General features: G+C 39.5%; 25 protein-coding genes. 8 read left to right on the top strand and 17 right to left on the bottom strand.

Features of this window, described 5'->3' with window-relative positions:
* Nucleotide 1: 1 nt before the first annotated feature.
* The 10 genes from JWG40_RS19540 to JWG40_RS19495 all read right to left on the bottom strand — a co-directional run bounded on the left by JWG40_RS19540 (nt 2) and on the right by JWG40_RS19495 (nt 8,018).
* Entirely contained in the window at nt 2-757 is a 756-nt protein-coding gene (locus JWG40_RS19540) for an oxygen-binding di-iron domain-containing protein (protein ID WP_205287411.1), read from the bottom strand.
* 3 nt (nt 758-760) lie between these two features.
* A complete protein-coding gene (locus tag JWG40_RS19535) occupies nt 761-1,390 on the bottom strand; it encodes a hypothetical protein (RefSeq protein WP_232369510.1) in 630 nt (209 codons plus the stop codon).
* 93 nt (nt 1,391-1,483) lie between these two features.
* Nucleotides 1,484-1,681, bottom strand: coding sequence for a hypothetical protein (locus JWG40_RS19530; protein ID WP_205287410.1), 198 nt, complete (start codon nt 1,679-1,681; stop codon nt 1,484-1,486).
* A 122-nt stretch (nt 1,682-1,803) separates the two neighbouring features.
* Entirely contained in the window at nt 1,804-2,169 is a 366-nt protein-coding gene (locus tag JWG40_RS19525; protein ID WP_205287409.1) for a DUF2200 domain-containing protein, read from the bottom strand.
* 10 nt (nt 2,170-2,179) lie between these two features.
* Nucleotides 2,180-2,632: a VOC family protein gene (locus JWG40_RS19520; RefSeq protein ID WP_205287408.1), complete on the bottom strand. Its 453-nt coding sequence runs from the start codon at nt 2,630-2,632 to the stop codon at nt 2,180-2,182.
* A 277-nt stretch (nt 2,633-2,909) separates the two neighbouring features.
* Nucleotides 2,910-3,827 carry a helix-turn-helix domain-containing protein gene (locus JWG40_RS19515; RefSeq protein ID WP_205287407.1) on the bottom strand — a complete coding sequence of 306 codons (918 nt, stop codon included), beginning with the start codon at nt 3,825-3,827 and terminating at the stop codon, nt 2,910-2,912.
* 63 nt (nt 3,828-3,890) lie between these two features.
* Nucleotides 3,891-4,877: an aldo/keto reductase gene (locus JWG40_RS19510; RefSeq protein ID WP_232369509.1), complete on the bottom strand. Its 987-nt coding sequence runs from the start codon at nt 4,875-4,877 to the stop codon at nt 3,891-3,893.
* Nucleotides 4,878-5,091: 214 nt separating this feature from the next.
* Nucleotides 5,092-6,075, bottom strand: a complete 984-nt coding sequence (locus JWG40_RS19505; RefSeq protein ID WP_232369508.1) for a hypothetical protein — start codon at nt 6,073-6,075, stop codon at nt 5,092-5,094.
* 605 nt (nt 6,076-6,680) lie between these two features.
* On the bottom strand, nt 6,681-7,472 hold the full coding sequence (locus tag JWG40_RS19500; protein ID WP_232369507.1) for a helix-turn-helix domain-containing protein: 792 nt from the start codon (nt 7,470-7,472) through the stop codon (nt 6,681-6,683).
* A gap of 75 nt (nt 7,473-7,547) precedes the next feature.
* Nucleotides 7,548-8,018: a PaaI family thioesterase gene (locus JWG40_RS19495; protein ID WP_205287405.1), complete on the bottom strand. Its 471-nt coding sequence runs from the start codon at nt 8,016-8,018 to the stop codon at nt 7,548-7,550.
* A 202-nt stretch (nt 8,019-8,220) separates the two neighbouring features.
* Between JWG40_RS19495 and JWG40_RS19490 the strand changes: the two genes are divergently transcribed.
* On the top strand, nt 8,221-9,687 hold the full coding sequence (locus tag JWG40_RS19490) for a protein adenylyltransferase SelO (protein ID WP_205287404.1): 1,467 nt from the start codon (nt 8,221-8,223) through the stop codon (nt 9,685-9,687).
* A gap of 110 nt (nt 9,688-9,797) precedes the next feature.
* Here JWG40_RS19490 and JWG40_RS20070 read toward each other — a convergent pair whose 3' ends face one another.
* The 3 genes from JWG40_RS20070 to JWG40_RS20110 all read right to left on the bottom strand — a co-directional run bounded on the left by JWG40_RS20070 (nt 9,798) and on the right by JWG40_RS20110 (nt 11,641).
* On the bottom strand, nt 9,798-9,920 hold the full coding sequence (locus JWG40_RS20070) for a hypothetical protein (protein ID WP_269751641.1): 123 nt from the start codon (nt 9,918-9,920) through the stop codon (nt 9,798-9,800).
* A 158-nt stretch (nt 9,921-10,078) separates the two neighbouring features.
* Nucleotides 10,079-10,627, bottom strand: coding sequence for a hypothetical protein (locus JWG40_RS19485; RefSeq protein ID WP_205287403.1), 549 nt, complete (start codon nt 10,625-10,627; stop codon nt 10,079-10,081).
* A 48-nt stretch (nt 10,628-10,675) separates the two neighbouring features.
* The gene (locus tag JWG40_RS20110) at nt 10,676-11,641 is read right to left on the bottom strand and encodes an ankyrin repeat domain-containing protein (RefSeq protein WP_205287402.1); all 966 of its coding nucleotides are present in this window, start codon (nt 11,639-11,641) and stop codon (nt 10,676-10,678) included.
* Between the two features lie 827 nt (nt 11,642-12,468).
* On the opposite strand from JWG40_RS20110, the gene JWG40_RS19475 reads away from it, so the two are divergent.
* Together JWG40_RS19475 and JWG40_RS19470 are read left to right on the top strand one after the other, a co-directional pair.
* Nucleotides 12,469-14,034 carry a methyl-accepting chemotaxis protein gene (locus JWG40_RS19475; RefSeq protein WP_205287401.1) on the top strand — a complete coding sequence of 522 codons (1,566 nt, stop codon included), beginning with the start codon at nt 12,469-12,471 and terminating at the stop codon, nt 14,032-14,034.
* Nucleotides 14,035-14,190: 156 nt separating this feature from the next.
* Entirely contained in the window at nt 14,191-14,685 is a 495-nt protein-coding gene (locus tag JWG40_RS19470; protein WP_205287400.1) for a DUF6933 domain-containing protein, read from the top strand.
* Nucleotides 14,686-14,700: 15 nt separating this feature from the next.
* On the opposite strand, the gene JWG40_RS19465 is transcribed toward JWG40_RS19470, so the two are convergent.
* Nucleotides 14,701-14,997, bottom strand: coding sequence for a GIY-YIG nuclease family protein (locus tag JWG40_RS19465; RefSeq protein ID WP_232369506.1), 297 nt, complete (start codon nt 14,995-14,997; stop codon nt 14,701-14,703).
* Nucleotides 14,998-15,385: 388 nt separating this feature from the next.
* Nucleotides 15,386-16,408: a rod shape-determining protein gene (locus JWG40_RS19460; RefSeq protein ID WP_002972591.1), complete on the bottom strand. Its 1,023-nt coding sequence runs from the start codon at nt 16,406-16,408 to the stop codon at nt 15,386-15,388.
* A 144-nt stretch (nt 16,409-16,552) separates the two neighbouring features.
* On the opposite strand from JWG40_RS19460, the gene JWG40_RS19455 reads away from it, so the two are divergent.
* From JWG40_RS19455 to JWG40_RS19445, 3 genes are read left to right on the top strand one after another with little or no spacing between them, the layout of a single operon-like run.
* Entirely contained in the window at nt 16,553-18,154 is a 1,602-nt protein-coding gene (locus JWG40_RS19455; RefSeq protein ID WP_205287399.1) for a Ppx/GppA phosphatase family protein, read from the top strand.
* On the top strand, nt 18,151-20,721 hold the full coding sequence (locus JWG40_RS19450) for a SpoIIE family protein phosphatase (protein WP_205287398.1): 2,571 nt from the start codon (nt 18,151-18,153) through the stop codon (nt 20,719-20,721). The genes JWG40_RS19455 and JWG40_RS19450 overlap by 4 nt, the downstream gene beginning before the upstream one ends.
* Before the next feature lie 50 nt (nt 20,722-20,771).
* Nucleotides 20,772-21,989, top strand: a complete 1,218-nt coding sequence (locus JWG40_RS19445; protein WP_205287397.1) for an MFS transporter — start codon at nt 20,772-20,774, stop codon at nt 21,987-21,989.
* Nucleotides 21,990-22,085: 96 nt separating this feature from the next.
* On the opposite strand, the gene JWG40_RS19440 is transcribed toward JWG40_RS19445, so the two are convergent.
* Both JWG40_RS19440 and bcp read right to left on the bottom strand, forming a co-directional pair.
* Nucleotides 22,086-23,564, bottom strand: a complete 1,479-nt coding sequence (locus JWG40_RS19440) for a leucyl aminopeptidase (protein ID WP_205287396.1) — start codon at nt 23,562-23,564, stop codon at nt 22,086-22,088.
* Complete coding sequence (gene bcp / locus JWG40_RS19435) at nt 23,561-24,034, bottom strand: thioredoxin-dependent thiol peroxidase (protein WP_205287395.1); 474 nt, start codon at nt 24,032-24,034, stop codon at nt 23,561-23,563. The genes JWG40_RS19440 and bcp overlap by 4 nt, the downstream gene beginning before the upstream one ends.
* Before the next feature lie 78 nt (nt 24,035-24,112).
* Here bcp and JWG40_RS19430 point away from each other — a divergent pair, with 78 nt between their 5' ends.
* Together JWG40_RS19430 and JWG40_RS19425 are read left to right on the top strand one after the other, a co-directional pair.
* Nucleotides 24,113-24,508 carry a hypothetical protein gene (locus JWG40_RS19430; RefSeq protein WP_205287394.1) on the top strand — a complete coding sequence of 132 codons (396 nt, stop codon included), beginning with the start codon at nt 24,113-24,115 and terminating at the stop codon, nt 24,506-24,508.
* A gap of 27 nt (nt 24,509-24,535) precedes the next feature.
* The gene (locus tag JWG40_RS19425; RefSeq protein WP_205287393.1) at nt 24,536-26,008 is read left to right on the top strand and encodes a potassium/proton antiporter; all 1,473 of its coding nucleotides are present in this window, start codon (nt 24,536-24,538) and stop codon (nt 26,006-26,008) included.

Below are 26,008 nucleotides of genomic sequence, written 5' to 3'. Positions count from 1 at the left end.
CTTATGCCTTAGGAAGTTCCAAAGCATCCATTCCAATCTTTAATTCCGAAAACCATTGGATGAACCTTTCTACATCAGGGCCTTGGAATACAGAGCCATGTTGTGGACAAAGCATATCCGGTTTGAGATTAGAGATTCGTTCACACCAAGCGAGTTTGGCCTGTTCCGAAGCCATCCAACGTTTGTGAAATTTTTCCATAAACCGAATGTGTTTATCAAAATCTTTTACAATCAAATCAGTTTCATCGACAGGAAGTAAGGCGGCACCCACATCACCACTGAACAATATTTTTGCTTTTGGATCCCAAAGATTTAAGTTTCCCGCGCTATGTAAAAAATGGGCGGGGATGGACCTAAGTTTAATGTTTTGGTGAATGATTTCCATTCCTTCATCGGGCATAGGAATGTAAGTTTCTGCATTTCCTCCAAAGTGAGGTAAAAAACCTGTCCAAAGCCAACTCACATAACAACGAATTGATGGATTGACTTCCAACCATAAAGAAATAGAGGAAACAATATCAGGATCTTGGTGAGATGCAAAAATATTTTTAATTTGTGAAGCCGGAAATACTTCTACCAGAGCAGAAAAAACTTCGGGAAAAATTTCGCTTCCCCCTGGGTCTGTCAGTAGTCCCATTCCATCTGACTCAATCAAGTATTCATTTGTATCAATGAGCCAATTGGGTTTGGCTGGATCTCTTGCAATCACTGACCATTTGTGGTCATTATTCGAATAGATAGTTTGAATTTTTTTCATGGTTTACCAGAGTTTTGCAAGATAACGATAGGAAGATTCGATGATATTTAAAGCTCCATCAAAACTTTCTGCAACTGCTAAAAATAATTTTTGATTTTCGACGATGGTTGCCGATTCAATACGAGTTTGTAAAGAAACCGTACGTCCTTCCAAACAAAGTTTAGTCGAACTTTTCACTATATTTTGAATGGCATTAAATTCTTTTCGCAACTGTGAATCTAACATTTCCTTTTCTTCGTTGCGGTATCGTAAACTAGACTCAATATTTTTAAAATGACTAGGATCAACTTTTCTTCGATTACAAGTTTCGACTGTTAGCTGCATCAAATGATACACCTTGGAAATTTTTTGCATTTCACTTGCCATCTTGATGACAACATTGATCGCATTGGTTAACCTTTCGTTGACTTCTTGGATTTTGTGATTGAAATGAATGATTTCCGCCGATACAACACCATAACTTACCGCAAATGCCCCTGAGTTTGCAGAAAGAATCTGTGCATTGAGAGCCCGAATTTTTAAACTATAAAGTAAATTCCTTAGTTTTAAAATCTCTTCATTGGTAAAAATGATCTTTCGAAAAAAATCTTTTGTCTCATCGTCAGCCATAAGGGAACCTAACAGGAATTTCAAATATTTAGAACTCAATCAGCAGATCATTTATCAGACGAATTGTCAAGAAGAGATAGCAAAATCCAATTTAGGAAAATTAAATATAGAATGGGTCTAAAAAGTCCAGTAGGTGATCAATCGAGAGTATTGAGAGAGTCCGGGCGCCTCGTATTGGATTCCATTTACCGATTGGACCTTAGAACCGACCGGGCTTTCCGTTCCAATCTTCGCTTTCGCTTCGATTTCCTCTACAATCCCTGGTGCAGGGATTTTTAAATCATCGTATATGTTAGGTGAAAATGCCGGCCACATTTTGTTATTGGTCGTTTCGCGTTTCGGTACGCTTCGCTACTCAACGACCGAAACGACCGTTGCTATGATGATTAATACAACTAGGGCATTGAGTAGGCCGAAGGCCGTATCGAAATGCCTCTTTATCCATTCCTTAAAATCTTCTCTATCACTTTGCCTTTTGCTAATTCATCCACAAGTTTGTCCAAGTATCTAACTTGCCTAGTGATCGGATTTTGAATTTCCTCGATACGATATCCACAAATCATTCCTTTGATGAGGTCTGCATTTTTATTTAATTTAGCTTTCTCAAAGAATGTTTGGAAAGTTACGTTCTTCTCCATTAATTCTTTTATCTTCTTCTCATCAAAAGACGTTAACCATTCAATCACTTGGTTTAGTTCTTTTTTTGTTCTGCCCTTTTTTTCTATTTTAGTTAAATAAAGAGGATACACCGAGGCAAAAGTCATTTGAGCCATTCTTTGATTGTGTTCGGCGGTTGGTTGCATGAATTTAACCTTATTTGTTACCGAGTTCTTCGGCTAAACCAATTAAAATTCCTTCGGTTCCACGAATATAGCAGAGTCGATACATGTCTTCATATTGAACCACTTCACCAACGAGTTTCGCACCATGTTTAGTAAGTCTAGATACCATTTCGTCAATGTCTTCAACGGTGAACATCACTCGCAGATAACCGAGTGAGTTTACTGGAGCTGTCCTATGATCTGCAATTGTAGGTGGGTTTAGAAACTGTGAAAGTTCAATTTTGCTATGGCCATCGGGGGTAACCATCATAGCAATTTCTACACATTGCGAACTAATGCCAGTGACTCGACCTGCCCATTCCCCTTCTATCGTGCCTCGCCCTTCAAGCTTAAGTCCTATCTCTTCAAAAAAAGAAATAGCTTCATCCAAGGATTTTACGACGATACTGACATTGTCCATTCTGAGTAACTTGTTTTTGGCCATGATTCATTTCCTCTGCGATTGAATTGGTTATTTGCTGTTCTGCGAAATTTTGCCTTAATATGATTCAGTGTTTCGTAAAGAGCAATTCTAAAAGATTTACCAAAGACGAAATTATCTTCAAGCTGTTTATTATTAAAACTTGGAGAAGTATACTCTATAGTTTTAATAAACTGTTATTCTTTTTAGTTTTGAGAGCCCATGGTAGAGTGTTACCCTTTGTATCTTTTGTGGAATGGCAGGCTTCGAGTATTCAAAATGAAATTAAGATCAATTGATTTCAATTGAATGAATTTCTGAATTCTTTCGGAGTGAGAGTTGTTTTTGTTTTGAAAAGTCTACTGAAATATTGTGGGTATTCGAATCCCAATTGAATTGCAATTTCATTCACAGAAAGCGCAGTAGTGGCCAATTTTTCTTTTGCCCTTTCTATGACCCAAGTATGAATGTGCTGTTGGGTATTTTGGCCTGTGCTCATCCTCAAGAGATCACTTAAATAGTTAGGTGAGACATTCAGTTGGAAAGAAAGATATTTAACTGTCGGTAATCCAAGTTGTTGCACCTGATTACTGTCAAAATACTCATTTAACAAACCCTCCAATCGAATCAAAAGATCGTCATTGGTATGTTTGCGGGTGATAAACTGTCTATTATAAAATCGATTGGCATAATTGAGAAGAACTTCGATATGGGATATCATTAGATCCTGACTGAATGTATCAATAGGAGTGAGGTATTCCTCTTCGATATTTTTCATAATCGTTTCAATTATCGCTTCTTCTTTGTCGGATAGATGCAGTGCTTCGTGTGTTTCATAGGAAAAGAAACCATAGTTTTTGATTTGTTTTGCTAGATGGGAATGGCGAATCAAATCCGCATGAAAAATCAAACCCCACCCTGATAGTTCGGAAACATCTGTAGACTCATCAAAAGAAAATACTTGTTTGGGGGCACTCAAACTCATGATTCCTTCACTAAAATCATAATTTTGTCTCCCATACCGAATGGTACCTTTGATATTTTTTTTAATCGAAATCATATAAAAGTCATAAACAAATTTATTTTCCAAAAAATAGGGACTCATTGTTGTCCCAGTAAATTTCATAATGGATACCAGTGGATGTTGTGGTTTAGGTAAATCCAAAGCTTTGTGATAAGCACCAATGGAATCAAATGTAATCAGTCCTTTTGTTGTCATAATCTTATCCAATGGGTGAGCGGGAGAAAAAATAGGATGAGTTTTGTACTCCCGCAAATTCTTTTAACGATCTAAGAAAGTCATAGAGGCCGCATCATAACGATCTCCGGTAGACGTACCTAGGGGAATGATCGATTCCAGTTGGTCGAGTTCTTCTGTGTTTAAAACAATATTGGCTGCCGAAATATTTTCCTCTACATATTTGACTCGTTTTGTTCCTGGAATGGCAACCACATCTTTTGAGAGTACCCAAGCAATTGCCAGTTGGGAAGGAGTAATTCCTTTCCCAGTTGCTATTTTTTTGATTTGATTTACCAATTCTAAATTTTTATAAAATTGTTCTCCTTGGTAACGTGGAAAATTTCTTCTAAAATCGTTTGCATCAAAATCCTCAGGGGTTTTGATTTCTCCAGTTAAAAAACCTCTACTGAGCGGAGAATAGGCGACAAGTCCGATTCCCAGTTCTCGCATAGTCGCTAAAATCCCTGAACTTTCTACTTCTCTTTCGAATAAAGAATATTCTGTTTGAACGGCTGTTAATGGATGGATTTTATGGGCACGTCTGATAGTGGCGGAAGAAACTTCCGAGAGTCCGATGTAACGCACTTTTCCTTCTTTGACAAGTTGGGACATGGCGCCGACTGTATCTTCGATTGGTGTATTGGGATCCAGTCTATGGAGGTAATACAAATCAACATAATCTGTGTCTAAACTTTTTAAAGAACGTTCCAAAGCTTTTTTTACATATTCTGGCTTTCCATTGATTTGCCAGGTGAGTTGTTCGTTGTCATCTACTTCGTAACCGAACTTGGTCGCAAGTATATAGGCATTACGATTGCCTTTGGTTGCTTTTGCAATCAGTCTCTCATTTTTCAGAGGACCATATAAATCAGCTGTATCTAAAAAGTTTACACCCAATTCAAAAGCACGGTGAATTGTAGCGATGGATTCTTTTTCACCCGCAACACCATAAATATTCATTTCAGCCATTGTGGACATTCCCATACAACCGAGTCCTTCGATAGGAACAGCTAATCCTTGTTCGCCCAAATTTATTTTTCTTATGTTTGTCATAAATTAAATGGAAGTTTCAAATGAAAAAGAATTCAATTTGAATTTAAACTTTGGCTGTATACAGACCCAGTATATTTGTATACAAAATGAAGGAAATATATGTAATTAATATGCGTTAGTTGGTTGGTCGGAAACTCCAGGCTTTAGATTTCCATCTGCGAGAATCCTCATAAACTATCTTACAACCAGATTATGGGGAAGATGCAGCGATGGAAGTGCCATAGGAAAGTGCTACAAAGACACCATTCCCATAGGTAAGAGTATACCAAAATGTTGTGTTCGGTAACGTGCGCGCCGTCCAATTGATGCCGTCAGTGGAGGTAGCCGCCTTTGAGGTGTTATAGGCAACTGTAACAAAGACACCATTTCCAAAGGTAACAGAGTACCAATTTGCCGAGCTAGGTAACGTTCGCTGTGTCCAATTGATACCATCAGGGGAAGTTGCCGCAATATTGCTGCTATCAGCTATGACCACAAAGATTCCATTCCCGTAAGTAACCGACTGCCAAGAAGAAGTGCTGGGTAAAGTTCGCTGAGTCCAGTTAATACCGTCGGGTGATGTTGCCGCTATGTTGCTACCATAAACGATAGCCACAAAGATTCCGTTCCCGTAAGTAACAGCCCACCAAGTATCCGTAGTTGGTAAAGTTCGCTGAGTCCAGTTAATGCCATCGGGTGATGTCGCGGCCCTTGTGCTGGAAATATCAATGGCAACAAAAAGACCATTCCCAAAGGTAACCGATTGCCATCCGACTGCAGGAGCAGGTAAGGTTCCTTGTGTCCAAGTGATGCCATCGGGCGAAGTTGCTGCAATTGTACTGTTGCTACTAGCTATCGCTACAAAGATTCCGTTCCCAAAGGTGACAGAAATCCACCAGGCACCCACTGGCATGGTACGTTGTGTCCATGTGATTCCGTCTGGTGAGGTTGCTGCCGTTGTGCTTCCGACTCCATCAGCAACTGCTACAAAGACACCATTCCCGTATGCAACGGAAGCCCAATTTCCCGTTGGTATCGTTCTTGCCGTCCAAGAGCTTCCATCCGAACCCGCAAAAGGAGAATTGACTAACTTCGAGTAATTGATTCCGCAATGAGAGGATGGATCACGTAAACTGAATTTTAAAAGTATGGTGGAAATATTTGTTTTACTATGTGGATCACAAATATTTTCCATTGGAGTTTGTTTACAGGAGTTGGATAAAAATAAACACACGATTGCAAAAAATAGAAAGAATAGTTTTTTACACTGTTGCTTCAAGATCGAAGTAAGGAAAAGAGTTGTGCTTAAAAAATTTTTCATTTTATGGTATCTATCGTTGCTCCAAGCAATCTGGTAAACCACTGGATATACCTTGTCAATAAATTCCTGTTTTGGAGACTATAGGAGAAGAGGAATTATCTATCTAAATCACATCATATGAATGATAATAATGTAATGATAATACAATCAAAAAATTAATAATTATTGAATTCCAAAAAAAAAGAAACGATAATTTAAATATTTACAATTCATTTTCTTTTTATCGATAAAGAACTTCCTCCCCCTCTTTTTGGATTGAACTTGTTTCGATCACCTTGCGGCTGATAAATTCCGAAACTCTTTCTTATCGAAATTCCTCAACTAAACTCTAAAAACCCTGCGCCCCGGATAGAAGCGGAAATCCTTTGCGATAGCAAAGATTGGAGCGGATAGCCGGAAATGTGCGCCCCAAAAAAACTTGGATGCAAACATATGTTCGGTTTGAGGGTTCTAAATTTTTTCTATACTAGTTTATGGTTTTAAAAAACTTTTAGTATCTTATCGATCTCTTCGTTTTCTATGTACCAACGAATTGGCTCTCCCTTTTTAAAAACGACAGAAGGTGCAATTCCGAAGATGTCCCGAAATACATTGGTAAAGTGAGCTTGGTCGTAAAAACCAGCGTTTAGGGCCGCATCGGTAAGGGTTGCCCCTTTTTTTAGTGCGATCACTGCTGTTTTGATTCGAAACCATTTACGAAAGGCACGAATCGGGAGACCAACCACATTCTTAAATTCGTGTAGTAGCCAAGACTCCGACATTCCAATCTCACTTGCAAGGTCTTCGACATTTAAGGTTTCTTCTGGGCTCTCGATGAGTATACGTATAACGTTAATTAGACGATCATCGTCTTGTATTTTTTTGGCCGGTGTAAGTTGGTTGAAAGGAAAGGAACTGCTTAGAATTTCTGGATATTGTTCCGGATTTGCAGACTGAATTTCAAAACAAGTTGCGATCAATTCCTGAGCCCAAGTGGGATTTGAGGAAAGTCCGTTGGGGCCTGCTTCTTTTGTGAGAATCTCTCCGATTTCACTTCCGGGATCTGCAAACAAAATACCGACAGGTCCATCGAGAACCGTCTCGTGACTCAATGTTCCATCAAAAACAAAACAACGAGAACTCATCCACTGTCCGTTCCCTTTGAGACGTTTTTTGATTTCCGTAGTAAGGCCTACGACAGTTGCAGAGGTAACGGTCGAATGAAAGGCAAGATATGGCAATTGGCCTACGAACAGCACAGCACCTCGAAGAGCACAGATTACGTTCTGCATCTACTCATGTTAAATGGGAAACTATTCAATTACAATCGAAAACTTTGACTCACTCAATGGATGGAAACAAAAAAATCAACGCGGTTCTGCGATCACATATTTGTATTTTGCTTGGGCTGTTCTTTTATTTTCTTCGTTAAAAAAATCACAAACATATTCCAAATGTTTTCCATTCTTTTTTACGAGTCTTGCTTTGGCGCGAACGGTTTCCGTCCGAACGGGGCGCAAGTATCGTATTGATGCATCCATCGTAAAGGTTCTTTCTTTTTCATTTTCCACATGGAAGAAGGCCATGATGGATGTGAGTGTATCACCGACAGTAAAGAAACAACCTCCATGCATAAATCCGTGAAGTGCTCTGTTACTTTGAGAATAGGGAATGTTAGCTTCAGAAATTTCTGCGGTGAGATTCAAAACTTTCATATTCGTCGCCCCGGGATGGCATTGGTCGATCAGATTCTGAGCCTGTTCTACCAAAGAACAGTTTTCCTTTAAAGTAAAAATGTCCAATGGCACATTATGATGTAATAATTCTAGAACCGTCATCCTTTTCCCCGTTTGTTTTTTATAGGAAGAAGGATAACATGTCATAACGTTCGAGTCTTGGAAAAACCTGCAAATGTTTCGGGATAGCCGGAAATGTTCTCCTCAATGAACAGATTGGAAGTACAATTAGGAGAGAAGATAAAGACGGTGCATTCGAGGGAAAATCAAACACACAATCAATGGCAAGGGTGGTCTAATCTATATGCAATCCCTTTCCTTCCCATCATTTCCCGTTGTGGAAACAACCTATACTTCCTTACCGAATTCATTTTTCCAATCCACCAAACCCACTCCAGTTTCTTCTCCCAAAGTTTTATTTTGGAACGATGCTTTAGCACTTGAGTTTCAATTTTCGCATTGGAAAAAGGAGGAGGAAGCCACCGCTCATTTTTTTTCTGGGACAAAATTTCCGGAAGGCATCCAGCCGTTTGCACAAGCTTATGCCGGCCATCAGTTTGGACACTTTACAGTGTTAGGTGACGGTAGAACGATTGTGATGGGAGAATTCAAAAACAGAAGTGGGGAACGTTTTGATTTCCAATGGAAAGGTTCAGGAAGGACTAAGTATTCTAGAAATGGTGATGGTCGTGCCACCATAAGCGCTATGGTGCGAGAGTATATCATGAGCGAGGCGATGGCTGGTTTGCAGATTCCCACAACTCGAAGTTTGGCTGTAGTGAAAACGGGAGAGAGAGTTTTAAGAGAAGAACCACAAGAAGGAGCCATTTTGACTCGGGTGGCAAAAAGCCATATTCGTGTGGGAACATTTGAATATGCGTATCAAACTTTATCCTTGGAAGAACTGGAGGCATTATTTCAATATACGGCCAATCGGCATGCTCCTGAAGTTTGGCAAACAGACAATCCCGCACTAACATTTTTGGAATTTGTGATGAAACGACAAGTAACCCTAATCACAAATTGGATGCGGGTTGGATTTATCCATGGTGTGATGAATACCGACAATATGAGTATTTCCGGAGAAACCATCGACTATGGTCCCTGTGCCTTTATGAATGGATTCTCCGCAAAACGTGTGTTTAGTTCCATTGATGCTAATGGGCGTTATGCATTTTCCAATCAAGTCGGGATTGCCCAGTGGAATCTTGCTTGTCTCACGAATTCCCTCCTCCCTCTCATTGACCCCAATCAGGAGACCGCTATTGAATTGGCAAAAGCAAAACTTTCCGAATTGGAAACTTGGTTCCAGGAAAGTTACATACGAATGTTAGGTGAAAAAATTGGATTTCCCAACCTAACAGAAAAAGATTTACCCTTACTCCAAAACCTTTATCAGTGGATGCAAGATACTGAAGCCGATTTTACCAATACATTTCTGGTATTGGAGGGAGTGTATACGCCAAAAGATTCGATATACAATGAGAGTCGATGGAAAGATTGGGTGAAGGTTTGGATGGAGGAAAAAAAGAAACAAGGAATCAGAGACGAGGATGCCATCTCACTCATGCAAAAAACAAATCCAAGCCTCATTCCGAGAAATCATCTCGTGGAAATCGCACTTGCGAATGTAAACCAAGGTCTTTCAACTGTTGCCGAACAACTCATCGAAAGGAGTTTGTATCCTTACAAACGGGAATTAGGTTATAATTATTCAGAAGAAGTTCCATCTGGTGGTGATGGCAATTATCAAACGTTTTGTGGGACATAGCAATCGTTAGCTGAATTTAAATTAGATAGAACCAGCGACCGGTCATTCAATTCCGATCGTTTCTTCCTCTCATCAAACACGAGATGGATCAGTGAAATTCAGGAATAGACCTACTTTTTCGTGGGAACCTGCTTTGCGGCAGTGGCTGCATCTTTCTTCCCTTTGGCAACAGCGCTTTTCGCGTTTTTCTGCGATGTCTGCTTTGTTTTTGTTTTCGGATTTTTATCGCCCATTTGGTCTCCTGACTCATCGGTCCGGGGCTTTGGTGGCCGCGCCGTAACTACAACGAGAGTAAATCATCGAATGCATCGGTTGTAAACAAGAAAACGTAAATATAAATGTTTCTCTTTTGAAATAGGAAGTTAAGGTTCTACAAAATTCGAAATATTCATCAAGGAACTTCACTATAAGTTACAATCACTTCCTGATAGGATGCATCATTTGCTAATTTAGCTTTGAATATAAACTCACTTGGAGATAGATTTCTCGGATACGGGAAATAAAAAGTTTTGAGTGCCAATTGGTTGGATTCGATTTCAAAAAGTTCAAAAAGTTGCAAAGGATCCACAGATAACAATATTGGGAGCTGAATTGCATTTGCTTTGATTGTTTCTAAAAAATTGCAACAATTGTCTACATGTATTGATTCCGATGAGTCTGCTTTGTCGGATTGAAGTTTAATCTTTGGTTTTGCAGAAACGATAATTTTATTATCACCAGTATTTTGAATTAAAACGTCTAAAATAATATAGTCAACGTTGGGATCTCTAGGTCTTCTATTAAAATCACTTAAACTAAAAGTATCCATCCGTCCCATTTCTATGATTTTGACGGTCATAAATGAGGATGAGCCGTTTTCTTTGTTATCTTTGACACGTTCGATAGTTGAAGTACAATTGAGTAGGTTCAAAGTAAGAAAAATAATAGTAAAATATTTCATAGGTACTCCATTAAACATATTGTTGAACCATCATACTCTAATATGGATTTACGGATCAACATTTTCCATACCTGGACGTTTCGGATAACTCCAGATTGATTTTTTGCCACGAATTACATCATCAACTTCATTCGCCGGAATTTGTCTTGTCTTCAACCCTCTGTCGATGAATCTCCCTGGAATAGGAAACCGAACCCCACGTTTGGTCAACATATCCATTAGTTTGTCTTTATCCGGTTGCAATCCATCATGGACGTTACTTGCTTCCGCCAATCTACCTAACCCTTGTAAATCGTGGTTGTAACCTTGTTCCAAAAACCAAATTGCTATATCAAAACGTGAATATCCTGCAATTGCCAGTTCAGGTGCCGAAGTAACGGCATATTTTTCATCATGAATATTGATGTTCGCACCTGCTTCGAGTAGGATTTTGATATTTTCTAAATTGGCATATCTACTTGCAATGAGCAGAGGTCTACTATCTCCTCCATCCCCTTTTTTTGCATTCAGATCTCCGCCGTTTTTCAAAGCTAGGTGCAAAAATTCAGGCTTTCTCAGTGCTGCAGCCATAACCGTTGCAGACCATCCTTCCTTAATTTTACTCGTAGTAACAAAACGGTATCCCCTCCATCTGAATCCGAACATTCCCGAACCAAAACTCTGACCGTCCCCGATTCCATGACCAGTTCCGTCGAGATTTGGATCTGCTCCTGCTTTGAGGAGCGCCTCGAATCCTTCCTGATTCTCCGCGCATAAAGTCCAAAGGAGCATTGGAACTTTCCCATTTTCCAGATGGTTCGGGTTGGCACCTTTACGAACCAACTCTTCCACCTTTTTACTGTTACCTTTTACGGCTGCATTCACTAATTCTAATGCATTCGCATCTACATAGGCTTCGCTCAAAGTGCAACCTGAACACCTGAGTTCCAAAGAAGAACAAGATATCCCCGTCAGCATTGACATAACGAGGATGATTCCCCCGTAATTTAATGTTTTTGATACTTTCCTATTCACAATTCTAGTCCTATTCTCAAGTGGAAACCGAATCTGACGAGACAAGTCCATTATAGAATGTTAGTTGGCCTTAATCAACACTATTTATCTCAGAAAAGGTTCTTCGAACCACAAACAAAATACTTTAGTATATTCGGAAATAAAAAATGAGAGTCCGATGTCACTGCCTTTCTAATTTTTGGTGACAAACGTTTGTCGGTGCAAACGTTCCTTCAATGTGGGCACCTCGCAATCAAAAGTTTAATTCTGAATTTATTGTGTAAGCGACCGGGCTTTCCGTTCCAATCTTTTCGCTTACGCGAAAAGGATTTCCACTCAATCCCTGGTGCGGGGGATTTTTGTTTTAATTCAAAAGAGATCATTCTCCCGAAATTTTGTGATCTTTTTCATTTAGATATTCTATATTTGGATCTGTACTTTGAGCAACAATTACCAATTCTAATATTTGTGAATTTAGTTGTCTGTATTGAAAATTTAAGATGATTAAATTTCTAAAAATTCCCTTTCTGGAGTTTGAATTGTTGGTTCTCTATCTCTCATCAAAGACGAGATTGATAAACAATGGGAAAGCAAATGATTCATTATTAAATTATATATTGGAAAAATGAATCAGCAGGTCATCCTCAATTCGTCTTTTTCGGTTGGATCGTTTTTCTAGTGATTTCTCCCTATGAAATAACTCTGTTTGTTTATCTTCTCTCTTTACTAATTTCCGCAAAAGGAAACGAATTCGTTTTGACGATTCTTTGCCAATTTACAGGATAAAAATAAACTTATGGCGTTTTTTAAAAAAAAAATTCGTCAGTCATTATGAGGATTTTTACATTATGTCATCTGTTTCTGGAAACTACTTAGAAAAAGGAAGTATGATCGCGAACACGATTCGCATTTCCTTTGCAATTGTAATGTTATCTATCAATATTTTCTTTATGGTGGCTATTCCAACTACCGAACGAACTATGAGCCTTATTCTATCCTTTCTAGAATTTGTAGTTTTATCATATGGTGTTTATACTTTTTGGCTCTATAAAAAACAAAAATTTTATTTAAAATTTGCTTACCTCTCCATTTTACTCGATATCATCATTTATTCGAGTGTTTTTGCCATTGTTGTCATTATGTCCAAAACACCAGCAGAAAAGGTTTCGATTGCAACGTTACCATTTGTAATGTTGGTTCTTCTATTTGTCGTTATTTACTCAGGTTTTCTTTTGTCATATCGCCTAACTATGGCAGTCGGATACATTGCAATTTCAAGTTTACTTCTATATGTATTTTTAGGAGTAACAGGTGGTGCTGAAATTAAATTTATTGCTACCGCTTCAAATCAATTTGGAATTCCATTCATTGGGATCAATACAATTGCTTTGATTTGTGGTGTGCATATGATGAGTGCCGTCGTAAAATTTATGTCGAATTCTAGTAGTGAAGCGACAAAATCTGCAGAAGAAGCAAGGCTAAAATCTGAAGCCGCAAATCAAACAAAACAAAACATTCAACAAGAAGCGGAGACTTTGAATCAAAGTGTCCAAGAAATGTTAAAATTTATGGATTCTTTGAATTCTGAAATCCAAACACAAGTTTCTAGTGTAGAGGAGATCAGTGCGTCTATGGAAGAACTTGCGGCTTCAATGGACAGTGCTAGCGATTTTGTAAAATCACAGTTTACCAGAATTGATGATCTAAACCAAGAAAGTACGGTCATGGATAAAATTTTGTCTGAAGTATACACTTCAACGATCAATTTGGCACAAACCACTGATGAATCCAAACAATATAGTGTTCAAGTAACTACAGCTATGGATTCAGTGAGCTCCAATTTTGAAGAAATCAAAGAAAGCTTTCAAAAAGTGGAAGAAGTAAACCAAATTTTACGAGACATTGCAGATCGAACCAACTTACTTGCATTAAATGCTTCTATTGAAGCAGCGCGTGCTGGTGAACATGGAAGAGGTTTTGCTGTGGTAGCTCAAGAAGTCGCTAAACTTGCTGACAGTGCACAGGAAAATGCATCACTAATTTCAAAGATCATTACACAAGCTGCTAAACAAATTGTGAGCGGAAATACAGCAGCTTCCGAAACGAAAGAAAAAATGGGAATCCAGGACAAAAGTTTTGGTATCCTCGTATCAAACCTTTCTGATTTAAAAATTAAAGTAGAAAAACAAACATCCATTCATAAATCTTTTTTAAATTCATTCCAAGAGTTGTTTTCACTTTCCAAACAATTGGAAGTTTTGGCATCGGAACAAAAAATGGGTACACAAGAAATGTCGAGAGCTCTTGTATCTATTGAACAATCTGCTTCATCACTTGCATCCAATACTTCCCACTTGCGTGAAAATGTGGATGGACTCTCCAAACAATCAGAGCGATTGGCAAAACACATATAGGATTGCAGCGGAGAGCCGGAGATGTGCGCCCAAAAAAAAAGGGAACCAAAAAGTCGGATCAGTTGTTTTCGTGAAGCTTCTTTGAATAAAGTCTCTAATGCTAAGTGAACTAATTTTGTTTTCTTTTGACGTTACCATTGTTAAAGTTGGAATCGAATGATTCTCAGATTAACAAAAAGAGTTCAGGACAACTTCAAATTAAAAAATTTAAAGCCAATTCCAGAATCTAACCTTGAAAATGAGTGGTATGTAAATACCTTCACTGCAGGCAGGCTTAAATATTATCTTGTTACACATGCAGAGACTTTGTTTTCCGTGATCTTCCGTGGCGCTGGTATCAGAACAGAGGAAGAATTTTTAGATCGGATCTTAGAAGAATGGAAACACCAACTGGAAGGAGAGTGTTTACCGACAGTGATTGGAAATCTTTTGGCACCTATGTCCAAAGAAATTTATATAACAACTACTTTGAATCGAAGGGTACTTGGATCTATGACTGATATGATTCAAATGACAAAGTTCATTCTGAAAGACGAACCGAACGGGGACGAATCATCCCCTTTTGCACATAGCAAATTTTTAAATAAAACTCCTTTTTCATATTTAGGAATGGATACTCCAACAAAAAGAATTCAAAAATATAAAACTTAAATATCTAGTTCCATATTAAGACTCGTCCAAGCAGCTCCTGTAAAATCGAATTTTTTTAGCATGTAGTTTAAGCTGCATGAAATCCTGTGCCATCAGTGACTCTTTTTTCTTTCGAGACCAACCTTGCAATTGTTTCTCTCTGTAAAATGCATGATCGATTCTTGAATATGCTTCAAAAAAAATTAGTTTAACTGGCAGACGTTTCTTCGTATAGCTTGCACCTTCTCCGCTTTGGTGTTGCCTAAGTCTTCTTGCCAAATACTTCGTACTACCTGTGTAGTACGTTCGATCAGAACAGAGTAATATGTACATGTATCCCATCGTTTTTAACGTTCGTTTCGCGTTTCGATACGCTTCGCTACTCAACGACCGAAACGACGGTAATGGACCATCAACGACAACTCCGACCAACCAAGTCGAGCATTGAGTAGGCCGAAGGCCATATCGAAATGCGGCATTCTCCTCACCAAATAAGTTAAAAATAAAACATTCTGGTTCTATATTTCCTAATGTAATCACCAACCAAACCCCGCGCCCCGGATAGAAGCGGAAATCCTTTGCGGAGCAAAGATTGGAGCGGATAGCCGGAAATGTGCGCCCAAAAAAAAGAGAACCAAAGGTTCCCTTTTCGACCTTAATCCTTAGAGTGAGAGTTTCACCCGAAGGATTGCAGAGTAGTTTTCTAAATCAGAAATATCTTTTATCGGATCCCCGGTTTGATGTATTTCAATTCATCCAAGTATCGACCTGTTCCTAGCACCACACAAGTCAGTGGGTTTTCAGCACGGAAGACCGGAACTCCTGTTTCTTTGGTGAGGTAGTGTTCGAGACCACGAAGGAGGCAACCACCACCAGTGAGAACGATCCCTCGTTCTACGATGTCGGCAGCAAGTTCTGGAGGAGTGCGTTCCAATACGGATTTGATCCCGTCTAGGATTTCGTCTGTTGGTTCTTTGAGGGCTTTACGGATTTCGTTTGAGTCGAGTTCGAGGGTGCGTGGGAGTCCTGAGATGGCGTCACGGCCTTTCACTTCCATCGTGTCGACACGTTTGTCAGCGAAAGCGTTACCGATCGTGAGTTTGATGTCCTCGGCAGTTCTTTCTCCGACAACTAGGTTGTATTGGTTACGGAGGTATTTGACAATGGCTTCATCAAATTCGTCCCCACCAGTGCGGATGGACTCGGCGATCACCATACCACCAAGAGAGATCACAGCGATTTCTGTGGTTCCCCCGCCGATATCAACGATCATGTTTCCAGCAGGTTCATGGATCGGGATGTTGGCACCAATGGCAGCAGCGAGTGCTTCTTCGATAAGGAAAATTTCGCGGGCCCCGGCTTGTTCTGCGGATTCCCGAACGGCCCGTCTTTCTACTTCGGTAATTCCCGAAGGAACTCCGATGACGATCCGTGGTTTTACAAATGTAGTGCGGTTGTGAACTTTAGCGATGAAGTAACGAATCATCTTTTCTACAGTTTCGAAGTCGGCGATGACCCCGTCTTTCATAGGACGAATGGCAACGATGTCACCAGGAGTTCTTCCTAGCATTCGTTTGGCTTCTTGGCCAACGGCAAGGACCCGACCTGTTGAGGCCTGGACTGCCACGACCGACGGTTCGGATAGGACAATTCCTTGTCCTTTCACATGCACGAGGGTGTTCGCGGTTCCCAAATCGATTCCCATATCGTTCGAGAATAGTCCATAGAGGTTATCAAATATCATATCAGATCCTGGTGAAAGAAGTACGAAAGGGGGAATTTCAGGTGGCTTAACACCAAAATAATATAATTCTACCCGTTCCCCATAATTTTCGGCTGGTTTTTGCTTTCAACCGTAAAAATTTTCGGTACGCTTGTAAGATACAAAATGCTTCCTTTCTCACAAATCTTAAGAAAACCCAATCCCGCATTTCGCACGGAAAAGATACTCGCTGCCATTGATTTAGGCACAAATTCTTTCCATATCGTCGTCGTAAAACTAAGACCGGACGGTACACTCGAATATTTAACCAAAGAAAAAGAATCCGTAAGACTGGGAAGCGGTAGCAGTGATTATGCGGTCATTCAGGAAGATGCCATGGAAAGAGGACTCGCTTGCCTCAAACGGTTTCAGTCTTTGGCAGTCTCCTATAAGGCCGAAATTCGAGCTGTAGCCACAAGTGCCCTCAGGGAAGCAGAGAACCGCCAGGTATTTCTTGACCGAGCCGAGAGGGAAACAGGAATCCAAATCCAAGTCATCTCGGGAAATGAGGAAGCAAGGCTCATCTATTTAGGGATTTTGCAAGGCCTGCCGGTTTATGACAAACGAATCCTACTCATTGACATTGGAGGAGGGAGTACAGAGCTCCTTGTGGGAGAAAAGGGAGAGATACTATTTTCAACTAGTTTGAAACTCGGAGCCATCCGCCTAACAGAAAAGTTTTTAAAGAAAGATCCTTTGAGTGCTACCGATATACAAAAATGTCGGATTCATATTGAATCTGTGTTATCTGCTTTTTTACCACAGATTGAAACATGGAAACCCTTTTTGGTTGTGGGAAGTTCGGGAACCATCTCCTCTGTGGCCTCCATCGTTTTGGAAAAAAAGATGGAAAAACGGGACAGATTGAACGGAACAGAAATTGCCATCGATCAGTTTAAAGACGCCCGCAAACAAGTATTAGATGCTGATAGTCTCAAAAAAAGATTAAAAATTCCAGGCCTGGATGCCAAAAGGGGAGATATCATTGTAGGTGGGGTTTTGGTTTTAGATGAAGTTTTACAAAGGATCAAAGCTCCTTCCATTACCGTGAGTGATTTTGCTCTTCGGGAGGGAATTGTTTATGATACCATTGAGTCTTGGTATCGTCATACGGACACCTCACTTCCTCCTTTAGATAATATTCGTGAAAAAGCAATCAAAACCGTTGCCAATCTTTATCCGGCCGGAAAAAGTCATGCTGAAGCCGTGGCAAAGATCACCTTGCAGATGTTTGATGATTTAAAAGATTTACATAAACTTGGGAATTTGGAACGCGATTATTTGGAGACTGCATGTTATTTGCACCAAGTAGGGCTTTGTATTTCCCATCACAACTACCACAAACATAGTTATTATATCATTAAAAACTCAGAAGCCATGGTGGGTTTTTCCAATGCAGAAATTGAAATCATTGCCCTTCTTGCCCGTTATCATAGAAAAGGTGGTCCCAAAGGAAAACACGAAGAGTTTAAGGCATTAAGAATCGAAGACCAACTCCTTGTCAAAAAATTAGCTGCATTTTTACGGATTGGAGATGGGCTTGATCGTTCGGAAAAATCTATCATTGAGCGATTGGACGCTGTGTATGAAAAAGGAAAGGTTCTTTGTCGGTTGTATCACAAAAAAGGAACTGATCCCAATTTAGAAATCTGGTCTGTGGCAGAAAAAAAAGATCTTTTTGAAGAAACCTATGGTGTATCCTTAGAGTTCCAAACCTTTATCTTATGAATTTATATATTAAAAATGTCCTTCTTCTTTTTCTTTTATTGCCCGTCTCCCTTTGGGCCTTACCGGTCGACCTTACCAAAAACTGGAATGTCAAAAAGGGTTGGTGGGAATCGGAGGTTCCTATTGGTTCTGGATGGATTCCTTTGGAATCCCTCCCTCTTGTTACCATCAAATCTCAGTTAGATTTTCCCGATGGAATTTTACAAAAAATTACAATGGTAAAACCATTTCTTTTATCAGAAATTGATTTTAAGGAAACGGACTCAGATTCCTTTGCCTTACATATACCGTATCTTTCTAATGTGTACAAAGTGTACATAAACGGGGAGTTGGTTTCTAAAAGTGGGGTTATAGAAAACGATCATATCTCGGAAAGTGGATACAAAAGAAACATTCTCGTTAAACTATCACGAAATTTGTTACGAGTTGGGAAAAATGAAATCCGAGTCCTTCTTGCATCAGAATCGGGTGAAGAATTAAATTTTTATAAAGTTTTTAATGATTTTGGTTCATCCATTGATCGTTATGCGGTTTTGGAAAAAGTTGAGGATGAATATGCAACCTTTATGTTGTTATTTTTATACTTTTTTGTTGGGATTTATCATGGTTTGTTTTATTGGAAACGCCGTAATGAAACATACAATCTTTACTTTGCACTCTTTGCTGTATTTTTATCCGCTTATATGTATTTTAGATCCCAGGCCATCTACCAGTGGGATGTTGACCCTTTTACCATTACAAAAATAGAATACTTTATCGTATTTTTGACACCCACCTGGCTTTTGTTATTCGTTGATACTTTTTTTCGCAAACGAATTAGCCCGATCACTAAAGGGTATTTTGGATTCAGTTTCATTTTGGCGATGTTACAAATTTTTGTGAACCGAGCCAGTTCTGTGATGCTTTTGCGAGTCTGGCAAGGATCAGTATTGGCATTCAGTGTGGTTTTGTTTTATATCACAATTCGGGCAGTAATGAAGGGTAATAAAGACGCCAAGCGTTTGTTATCTGGTATTTTGTTTTTGATATTTACAGCCATTTGGGATATTTTGGGGGCCTCTGGACTGATCCCTATTCAGAATTTAAATTTATCAAGATTTGGATTTTTATTCTTTGTGCTTGGGATTGCTGTCGTGTTAGCCAATCGTTTTTTACGTGTGCATAAACAAGTGGAAGAATTGAATGCTAACCTAGAAAGAAAGGTAGTCCAAAGAACAAACGAATTACAAGAAACCCTCACACGAGTCCAGGAATTAAAAATCCAACAAGATGGAGATTATTTTTTAACATCATTACTACTCGATCCGCTCAATGATTCCAAAAAATCGAAATCGCCAATGATTGGAATCCAATCCTATACCAAACAAAAAAAAGAGTTCGAGTTCAAAGGAAAAATCAAAGAGATTGGGGGAGACCTCATCATCTGTGATGACATTGTTCTCAATGGTAAAAAATACTTCGTTTTTATCAACGGAGATGCGATGGGTAAGTCCATCCAAGGGGCAGGAGGCGCCCTCGTATTAGGTGTTGTGTTTTTATCGTTTATCAAACGCACACAACTTCTACTCGAGAGTCAATCCAAATCTCCGGAACGATGGATCAAAGAATGTTTTTACGAACTACAAACTATTTTTGAATCTTTCGACGGATCTATGCTCGTGTCTGTTGTCCTAGGCCTTGTGGAAGAGGAAACAGGAGTGTTGTATTATCTCAACGCCGAACATCCTTGGACTGTTTTGTACAGGGACGGAGTTGCTTCCTTTATTGAAGAGGAATTGGAACTTCGTAAAATTGGAACTAAAGGAATGGCTGGCAATGTGCGCATCCGGGTTTTTGTTTTAGAACAAGGGGATGTTCTTTTTATCGGTTCGGATGGTCGGGATGATTTGATTTTGGAAATGGGATCTGATGGATCGCGTGTGATGAACGAGGATGAAACCAAATTTTTACAAGTGGTTGGTGAGTCGAAAGGAGAATTGGAACAAATTGTTGAGAACCTCCAATCAATTGGAAGTTTTTCTGATGATTTGACCTTACTACGACTGGAATGGATGGGTTCCGCCAAAAGGATGAGTTCTTCTTCCCTAACTACTGTGGGATCAGATCATTTTTTATATTCCGAACTTCAATCAGTATTGGAATCAGGGAATGCGGAAGAAACTTACTCAACCATAGAACGAATGTTAAATAATGAAAATTTGGAAGATGATGTGCGAATCAATTTACTTCGTGAAAAATCTCGCATTTCCCTTTTATTGAAACGATTTGATTCTGCTGTAGAATCTTTAGAATCCATTTTTCCTTATTTTGTTACCGACAATGAAATTCTATTACAATTGAGTTATGCCTACCGAAAATCAAAGAATGTACGTAAGGCGGTGGAAATTGGAGAGAGGTTACGAGCGAGGGATCCAAAACACATTCGAAATCTTATTAATTTAGTAGAATGTTACAGACTTCTCAAAAACAAAGACCGAGCTCGAAAAATTCTGGAAAGGCTTGGGACAACTTCTCCTGAAAATTCTCAATATTTGAAACTAAAAGAGGTTTTGGACAAAGAACTTTAGTTTGCAGAATTTCCTTGAGATTTATGAATAGATCAGAATAAGGAAATAGAATGAATTTTAAGTTCTCTACATATCATGTTTTTGTAGTTGGTTTACTTGCTTTTTTGCAATTCACAGTTGTCCTTGATTTTATGATCCTCTCTCCGCTGGGAGTTTTGGTCATGAAAGAATTACAGATTTCAACACAGCAGTTTGGATTTGTAGTGTCAGCTTATGCGTTCAGTGCAGGTGTTTCTGGAATCCTTGCTGCTGGTTTTGCGGATCGTTTTGATCGCAAAAAAATGTTATTATTTTTTTACATAGGATTTGTGGTCGCTACCTTTCTATGTGGAATCGCAACTAGTTATTTCTTTTTATTTGGTGCTCGCATCTTAACTGGGGTTTTTGCAGGGGTCATTTCCTCCATTTCCTTTGCCATTGTTGCTGACTTATTTCCTCTCCAAGTAAGAGGTAGGGTTATGGGCTTTATCATGACTGCCTTTGCGGCAAGCCAAGTTTTTGGACTTCCGATTGGAATTTTTATCTCCAACTTATGGGGATGGCAGTCTCCTTTTTTGATGATTGCTGGTATTAGTGGAACTGTTGGGTTTGTGATTGTTTTCTTTTTAAAACCACTCACCACTCATTTGGATAATAAAACGGAAAGACATGCTTTTTTGCATTTGGTGAAAACACTCACGGAACCTAAATACTTTCCCGCATATATTGCAACGACCTTACTTGCAACCGGTGGATTTATGTTGATGCCTTTCGGCTCTGCCTTTTCTGTTCACAATTTGGGAGTAAAATTAGAAGATTTACCTTTGGTTTATATGGTCACGGGAGTTGTATCCATGTTAGGTGGTCCACTCATGGGTAGATTGAGTGACTGGATCGGAAAATACAAAATGTTTGTAATTGCTTCACTTTTTGCTTCTGTGATCATCATATACTACACAAAAATGCAGATCACACCTTTGCCTATGGTCATTTTTATCAATTCCATTCTTTTTGTATTTGTGGCAGCACGAATGATTTCTGCCAATGCGCTCACCTCAGCCGTTCCCGATTTACACGACCGCGGTGCCTTTATGGCGATCAGTTCTTCCGTCCAACAGATCTCCGGTGGGATTGCAGCGACTGTTGCGGGTCTCATCGTTGTACAAACTTCTAGTGGTTATATGGAAAATTATGAAACATTAGGTTATGTTGTCGCAGCGGCCATATTGATTACCGTGATCTTAATGTACAATGTGAACCGAATCGCCTTGAGTAAACACTCAAAATAAATATTGTCTGCTTTGGTGAATGAGTTGTTTTGCGGGAAATGAACGGGGGAGAATTAAATTCCCCCGCCGTGTTTGTTTTCACTTAAGTTAGGCTATTTACTTCCGAGACAACTCGTTTGCCAAATCAACTAACAGACGTACGCCGTATCCTGTAGGACCGGAAAATTGAGTTCCTGATTTTTTCTTTCTCCAAGCGGCACCAGCGATGTCAATATGAGCCCAGTTGATAGATTCATCCACAAACTTGGAAAGAAAAATTCCTGCAGAAATGGTTCCTGCTCCTTTTCCTCCACCAGTGATGTTTTTGAGATCGGCAATGTCTGATTTCAAATCTTCACCGTATTCTTCCCAAAGAGGAAGTTCCCATACCCGGTCATCCGATGTTTCGGATGCTTTGAAGAGTGCTTCGCGTAACGGATCTGAGTTGGTTAGGATGGCCGCTGCTTCATGGCCTAGGGCAATGATGACAGCCCCCGTGAGTGTTGCTAAGTCCACCATATAGTCTGGTTTGTAGTTTTTGGAAACGTAGGATAACACATCCCCGAGGACTAGCCTTCCTTCCGCATCAGTGTTTTGGACTTCCACAGTAGTTCCATTGTAGGCGGTATAAACATCACCCGGTTTGATGGCTTTGCCATCTGGCATATTTTCAGCCACACCAATGGCAGCTACAATATGGATGGGAAGTTCGAGTGCGGCAATGGCACCAATCGCGTGTATGGTGGCCGCGGCTCCGCACATATCATACTTCATTTCATGCATTTCCCCTGGAGGTTTGAGGGAAATTCCACCGGTATCAAAGGTTAAACCTTTTCCTACAATAGCAAATTTCTTTTTAGCCTTGGCCGGTTTGTATTCCAAAATCACCATCTTTCCTTGGAGTTCCGATCCGCGGGCAACGGCAAGGATCCCACCAAGACCTTCTTTTTTTAACTGAGGTTCATCCCAAACTTTAATGGACAGTTTGTACTCTTTGGCAATTTCTTTGGAACGAGAAACAAAGTCATCGGGAGTGAAGTAGTTTGCCGGCAAATGTGCAATGTGACGAGCACCATTGACGTGTTTGGCGACAATTTTACTCTTAGAAAGTCCTGATTCGGCTAAACTTGAAACCGATTTATCTTCAAACTTTAAATAAACAGCTCCCACTTTCTTTTTTTCTTTTTTCTTTGTTTGTAAAACGGAAACTGGATAACTTCCGATAAAAAGTGTGTTGGCAATTTGGTATGCAATTCGGTCGGCCGAGAATTTTTTGGAAAGTGCTTTAGAAATGATGATCTCAAGACCCATACCATCATAACTAAGAATTTTTTCTCCGTATTTAAAAAAGTGAGAAATGAACTTTCTGAAATTTAGTTTTTCTTTTTCACCTAATCCGAGATAGATGGTTTTTTCGGATTCATCTCGAAATTCTTTTCCAAGATCTCCAGAAAATACCTTGGTTTCTATTTGGACTGGGAATTTTTTTCCCAATTCTTCTTTCACATCCTCTTGAAAGATAGGGATGAGTTTGTAATAAGAGCCGGATTTGGGTGCACCGATTTGGATTTGTAGCGGAGAGATTTCTATTTTCATTTCCCTTGGATTTCCTGAATGTCTTTGATGATTTCTTCCACGTGACCTTTTACCTTCACGCTGTCATAGATTTTTTTGATTTTGAGAGAACTGTCCAAAAGGAAGGTGGATCTTACAATACCCATGCCTCGTCTTCCCATAAATACCTTCTCTCTCCAAACCCCATAAGCTTCACAAATTTCCCCCGATTCGTCGGAGATCAGATCAAAATTGATTTCTTGTTTTTCAATGAACTTGGTATGAGATTTCGGATTGTCTTTGGAGATTCCAATTACATTGAATCCAAATTTTTTCAAGCGGGCAAAATTGTCCCGGAAGTCACAAGCTTCTGTTGTACATCCTGGTGTCATATCTCTCGGATAAAAATAGACAACGATCCCATTTTTTCCTGTTAGGTCTGCGAGTTTTACTTTTTCGCCATTTTGGTTGCTACTTGTAAAATTGGGGGCTTTTTTGCCGACTTCCAACATATATTTCTCTCCTGGTAATCACATTCTTTTAGACAAAATTCAGTTGTCAATTTCGGAATTTGGTTCGATACTCTTTGTATGGACTCCAAGGAAAGAGCACAACTCATTCGCGAAGCAAATACCGCCTTCAATGCAGGTGATATTCGAAAAGCGCGTGAACTCTTCCTGAAAACCGATTATAAAGATGGGCTCATTCGTTTGGGTGATCACTTTATGTACGATCGGAAACTTCCCATGTTGGCCTTTGGATACTACAAAAAAGCAGGCCGTCAAGACAAGGTGGACGAAATTTTCCAACGAATGGTTTATGCACTCTCTATTTGGCTCGGTCGAGATAAGTGGAAACAACCTGCATCGGCAAACCAAATGGATTCGTCTACTTCCAAACCATCCTCTTTGCTGAACCCTGATGACTTTGTTGTGCATCCCATTCTAAAAGCAAAGGCTTTAGAGATACTTTCTTCGAAACGATAGTCGTTCGAGATCGTCTAAGGAATAAACATGATCGATAGTTTTACCTTACAAGCTCTAGTTATTTCCACACTCATTCTATTTTCTATTTTATCTAGTAAACTATTCTTTCGTTTTGGATTCCCCATTCTTTTGATTTTCTTAACCTTTGGTATGTTAGCTGGTTCTGATGGCCCTGGTGGGATTGATTTCAGCGATTATAGTTTGGCACAGTCGATTGGGATTTTTGCTTTAATTTATATTTTATTTTTAGGTGGACTCGAAAGTGAGTGGGATAGTTTAAAAAACTTCCTTGCTGTTGGGATTCGTCTCTCCATCATCGGAACAATTCTTACAGCCCTCATTTTAGGTGTGGTCATTCATTATTTATTTCCAGTGCTTGGATTTATGGAATCGTTTTTACTCGGATCCATAGTCAGTGCCACAGATGCAGCCTCTGTATTTAATATTTTTAAAACCGATTCTACTGATCTTCCCGTTCATTTAAAAAAGATCATTGAGTTTGAGTCTGGATCAAACGATGCAGTGGGAGTTCTTCTTACCACCATCTTTATGAATCTACTCAGTGCCGATGCCAGTTTCAGTGGGTTCCAATTCTTTCGTTTTTTTGTGATGCAAGTCCTTGTCGGAATGATGATGGGATATAGTTTGGGTATCCTCATTTTGTATTTGATGAACTCCGTTAAACTTGGGTATGACGGTCTTTATTTAGTTTTTATTACGGCATCGGTTCCCTTCATTTATGCAGTGACCACAGTCTTTCAGGGTAATGGATTTTTAGCGGTTTATATCGCTGGTATTATTGTTGGTCGAAACAAATTCATTCATAAAAAATCCATCTTCCGTTTTCTCAATGGATATGTTTGGATTTTACAAATTGGTATGTTCCTTTGTTTTGGACTTTTGGTTTATCCCACTCGTATGGCAAACATTTGGGTACCCGGCCTTCTTATCGGGGTATTACTCATTCTTTTCGCAAGACCAGTTGCAGTTTTTATTTCCTTATTCCGTGTGAATTTACCTATAAGGGAAAAGTTGTTTATTTCATGGGTGGGCCTACGTGGTGCGTCACCCATAATTCTTGCCACCTTTCCTATCGCCCAGGGTCTTGTCTGGGGAGATTTACTCTTCCATATTGTATTTTTTGTCGTTCTTGTTTCCTTACTCATCCAAGGATCGCTCATTCCTAAAGTGGCGCAGTGGTTAGGAATCTTAAAAAAGGATCCCGATCGTAAAATTTATCATCCGACAGACTTTGATAACATCGAGTTTCCGGGCATGACCTTACAAGAGTTAATTGTCCCCTATAATTCTAGTGTGGTGGACAAAGCATTATTTGAAATCAAACTTCCTGAGCAGTCACATATCCTTCTCATTGCTCGGGGGGAACAGTTTTTAATTCCCTCAGGAAACACACAAGTCAAGGGTGGGGATGTGGTTTGGGTGTTGGCAAAAGATGATGTGATGCCTATCATTGGCAGAACCTTTATGGCCATTGCCTAA

The sequence above is a fragment of the Leptospira abararensis genome, from assembly GCF_016918735.1.
GTDB lineage: Bacteria > Spirochaetota > Leptospiria > Leptospirales > Leptospiraceae > Leptospira_A > Leptospira_A abararensis.
Note: the sequence above shows the minus strand (reverse complement) of the source record. Positions and strands in the feature narration are given on the sequence as shown.

Coding starts and splice junctions, on each gene's coding strand:
- JWG40_RS19540 (WP_205287411.1), bottom strand. CDS start 757: ATGAAAAAAATTCAAACTATCTATTCGAATAATGACCACAAATGGTCA.
- JWG40_RS19530 (WP_205287410.1), bottom strand. CDS start 1,681: ATGTGGCCGGCATTTTCACCTAACATATACGATGATTTAAAAATCCCT.
- JWG40_RS19525 (WP_205287409.1), bottom strand. CDS start 2,169: ATGCAACCAACCGCCGAACACAATCAAAGAATGGCTCAAATGACTTTT.
- JWG40_RS19520 (WP_205287408.1), bottom strand. CDS start 2,632: ATGGCCAAAAACAAGTTACTCAGAATGGACAATGTCAGTATCGTCGTA.
- JWG40_RS19515 (WP_205287407.1), bottom strand. CDS start 3,827: ATGACAACAAAAGGACTGATTACATTTGATTCCATTGGTGCTTATCAC.
- JWG40_RS19505 (WP_232369508.1), bottom strand. CDS start 6,075: ATGGAAAATATTTGTGATCCACATAGTAAAACAAATATTTCCACCATA.
- JWG40_RS19500 (WP_232369507.1), bottom strand. CDS start 7,472: ATGCAGAACGTAATCTGTGCTCTTCGAGGTGCTGTGCTGTTCGTAGGC.
- JWG40_RS19495 (WP_205287405.1), bottom strand. CDS start 8,018: ATGACGGTTCTAGAATTATTACATCATAATGTGCCATTGGACATTTTT.
- JWG40_RS19490 (WP_205287404.1), top strand. CDS start 8,221: ATGCAATCCCTTTCCTTCCCATCATTTCCCGTTGTGGAAACAACCTAT.
- JWG40_RS20070 (WP_269751641.1), bottom strand. CDS start 9,920: ATGGGCGATAAAAATCCGAAAACAAAAACAAAGCAGACATCGCAGAAA.
- JWG40_RS19485 (WP_205287403.1), bottom strand. CDS start 10,627: ATGAAATATTTTACTATTATTTTTCTTACTTTGAACCTACTCAATTGT.
- JWG40_RS19475 (WP_205287401.1), top strand. CDS start 12,469: ATGTCATCTGTTTCTGGAAACTACTTAGAAAAAGGAAGTATGATCGCG.
- JWG40_RS19470 (WP_205287400.1), top strand. CDS start 14,191: ATGATTCTCAGATTAACAAAAAGAGTTCAGGACAACTTCAAATTAAAA.
- JWG40_RS19465 (WP_232369506.1), bottom strand. CDS start 14,997: ATGTACATATTACTCTGTTCTGATCGAACGTACTACACAGGTAGTACG.
- JWG40_RS19460 (WP_002972591.1), bottom strand. CDS start 16,408: ATGATATTTGATAACCTCTATGGACTATTCTCGAACGATATGGGAATC.
- JWG40_RS19455 (WP_205287399.1), top strand. CDS start 16,553: ATGCTTCCTTTCTCACAAATCTTAAGAAAACCCAATCCCGCATTTCGC.
- JWG40_RS19450 (WP_205287398.1), top strand. CDS start 18,151: ATGAATTTATATATTAAAAATGTCCTTCTTCTTTTTCTTTTATTGCCC.
- JWG40_RS19445 (WP_205287397.1), top strand. CDS start 20,772: ATGAATTTTAAGTTCTCTACATATCATGTTTTTGTAGTTGGTTTACTT.
- JWG40_RS19440 (WP_205287396.1), bottom strand. CDS start 23,564: ATGAAAATAGAAATCTCTCCGCTACAAATCCAAATCGGTGCACCCAAA.
- bcp (WP_205287395.1), bottom strand. CDS start 24,034: ATGTTGGAAGTCGGCAAAAAAGCCCCCAATTTTACAAGTAGCAACCAA.
- JWG40_RS19430 (WP_205287394.1), top strand. CDS start 24,113: ATGGACTCCAAGGAAAGAGCACAACTCATTCGCGAAGCAAATACCGCC.
- JWG40_RS19425 (WP_205287393.1), top strand. CDS start 24,536: ATGATCGATAGTTTTACCTTACAAGCTCTAGTTATTTCCACACTCATT.